The sequence below is a fragment of the Kitasatospora sp. NPDC001539 genome, assembly GCF_040298565.1.
GTDB lineage: Bacteria > Actinomycetota > Actinomycetes > Streptomycetales > Streptomycetaceae > Kitasatospora.
In genome coordinates this window covers 1-1,876 of record NZ_JBEPAK010000464.1, presented here as the reverse complement: position 1 = coordinate 1,876, position 1,876 = coordinate 1, and the positions used below count along the sequence as shown (strand labels likewise).

Sequence of the window (1,876 nt, the reverse complement as noted above, 5' to 3'; positions counted from 1 at the left end):
AGGGCTACGAGGCGCTGTGGCAGCCGGGTATGGACCACGCCGGCATCGCCACCCAGAACGTGGTCGAGCGTGAGCTCGCGAAGGAGGGCACGGCGGCTGAGCAGGCTCCCGCCGGGCCGCGCCCTCCCTGGTCAGCGGCGGGGCGGGCGCCCCGGCTCCTCGTCGGCGGGCACCCCGTCCTGCGCGCCCGGGCCCTCGCCGCCCGGGGTGCGCCAGGAGTCGGCACGCTGCGCGGCGGTGCCCTTCGGCGCCCGCGGCGGCCGGCGGCGCACCAGCCGGCGGCTGCCCCAGGCGAAGGCGCCGATGAGCAGCACCGCGATGACGAGCGCGGGCACCAGAACGCCGAACGCGGACGGGCCGGAGGCGGCGTCGGTCGCGAGCTGGTGCGTGGTCATGGACAGCGTCGTGGACAGCATCGGGGGAGTCCGTTCCGTTCGGGGATCGCCGTTGGAAGGCGGGGGAGGGGTGGGGATCCGGCGTCAGGCGAGGATCCGGCCGAGGGCGTCGTCGATGTCGAGGTGGTCCGTCTCGCTCCCGGCCGGCACCAGGGCGAAGGAGTCCAGCAGGAACGCCGTCACCGCGTCCGAGGGAATGCTGATCACGGCCCGCCCGTCGCGGCTGCGCAAGGTCACCAGGACCTGCCCCTCCGGCCCCGGGCGGACGGTCACGTCCCCGCAGCCGCTCGGCGCGTGGCGGCCCTCGTTCAGCAGGTCGCGCGCGAAGAACCACTGGATCTCGTCGCCGCCCTGCTCCCCGACAGGAGGGAAGGCCAGGCAGACCGCGTACGGCAGCGAGGTGTCGAAGCGCAGGTGGGCCTCTACGGCGATGTCGGGGAACGGACCCTCGGGCAGGGTGACGGCGGTGGACCGGCAGGTGGCGACGGTCATGCGGTGGGTCTCCATTCTCTGAACATCATCGAATCGAAGCGGTGACCGAACAGCGGGCGGGCCGGGGCCGGGCTCCGGTGCCGGGTCGCCGACAGCGGCACCGGACGTCGGCCGTGGCAGCCTTCGGCTACCCGCCCTGCGCCGATCCATGGCCGTGATGTGGAAACGATCGCGACCGGACCCGCCCGGGGGCCGACGGGGCCGTTCGGTCCGTCTCTGGGGTCGTCGCACACCCGTTCGCGCTGTCCTTCGGTCGGGTGGTTTCCGTCCGGCCGAAGGGGGAAGCCGCCGGACGATCCGCTGCCCGCGCCGGTCGTTCGTCCTCGTGCCGGACAGCCCGGGGCACCGCTCTCCGGGCCGGGACGCGGCACGTCGAGGCCGGATCGCCGGGCGGAGGGCCGCCCACACCGTACGGGGCCGGACGACGGCTCCCCCGATCCGGAAGGAGTCCAGCGATGGGCATCGTCATCAGCAGCCCGCTGCCGGAGAGCGAACGCAAGACGACCGGGAACGCCCTGCAGGGAACTCTGGTGGACCTGCTGGACCTGTCCCTGGTGGCCAAGCAGGCGCACTGGAACCTCTACGGCCCCCGCTTCCGCTCCGTCCACCTGCAACTCGACGAAGTGGTCACCACCGCACGCGACTTCGCCGACGCGGTGGCCGAGCGGGCTGCCGCGATCGGGGTCAGCCCGGACGGGCGGGCCGCCACCGTGGCCGCCTCCAGCAGCCTGCCCGGCTTCCCGGAGGGCTGGACGGCCGACACCGCGACCGTCGAGTACCTGGTGAAGGCCTTCGCCGCCGTGATCGAGCGGATGAGGGTGCGGATCGAGGAGACGGCCTCGACCGATCCGGTCACCCAGGACCTCCTGATCGGGCTCACGGCCGAACTCGAGAAGCACAGCTGGATGTTCCAGGCGGAGAACCGGAACTGACGGCACCGCGCCGACCCGGCACGGGTCGAGGCCGCGTCGGGGGTGCGCTGCACCCAG

General features: G+C 73.7%; 3 protein-coding genes and 1 pseudogene. 2 read left to right on the top strand and 2 right to left on the bottom strand.

Annotation, left to right across the window (positions count from 1 at the left end; all coding sequences use genetic code 11):
• Positions 1 to 89 (top strand): annotated as a pseudogene (locus ABT247_RS33285) (class I tRNA ligase family protein); the annotation flags it as partial.
• Between the two features lie 42 nt (positions 90 to 131).
• Here the strand turns inward: ABT247_RS33285 and ABT247_RS33280 are convergent.
• Positions 132 to 395, bottom strand: a complete 264-nt coding sequence (locus tag ABT247_RS33280; RefSeq protein WP_350750315.1) for a DUF6479 family protein — start codon at positions 393 to 395, stop codon at positions 132 to 134.
• A gap of 84 nt (positions 396 to 479) precedes the next feature.
• Positions 480 to 887, bottom strand: coding sequence for an SsgA family sporulation/cell division regulator (locus ABT247_RS33275; protein WP_350750313.1), 408 nt, complete (start codon positions 885 to 887; stop codon positions 480 to 482).
• A 455-nt stretch (positions 888 to 1,342) separates the two neighbouring features.
• Between ABT247_RS33275 and ABT247_RS33270 the strand changes: the two genes are divergently transcribed.
• A complete protein-coding gene (locus ABT247_RS33270) occupies positions 1,343 to 1,819 on the top strand; it encodes a Dps family protein (protein ID WP_350750311.1) in 477 nt (158 codons plus the stop codon).
• Positions 1,820 to 1,876: the final 57 nt, after the last annotated feature.

Bases quoted from the DNA above. Each gene is read 5' to 3' on its own strand.
- ABT247_RS33280 (WP_350750315.1), bottom strand. From the start codon at position 395: ATGACCACGCACCAGCTCGCGACCGACGCCGCCTCCGGCCCGTCCGCG.
- ABT247_RS33275 (WP_350750313.1), bottom strand. From the start codon at position 887: ATGACCGTCGCCACCTGCCGGTCCACCGCCGTCACCCTGCCCGAGGGT.
- ABT247_RS33270 (WP_350750311.1), top strand. From the start codon at position 1,343: ATGGGCATCGTCATCAGCAGCCCGCTGCCGGAGAGCGAACGCAAGACG.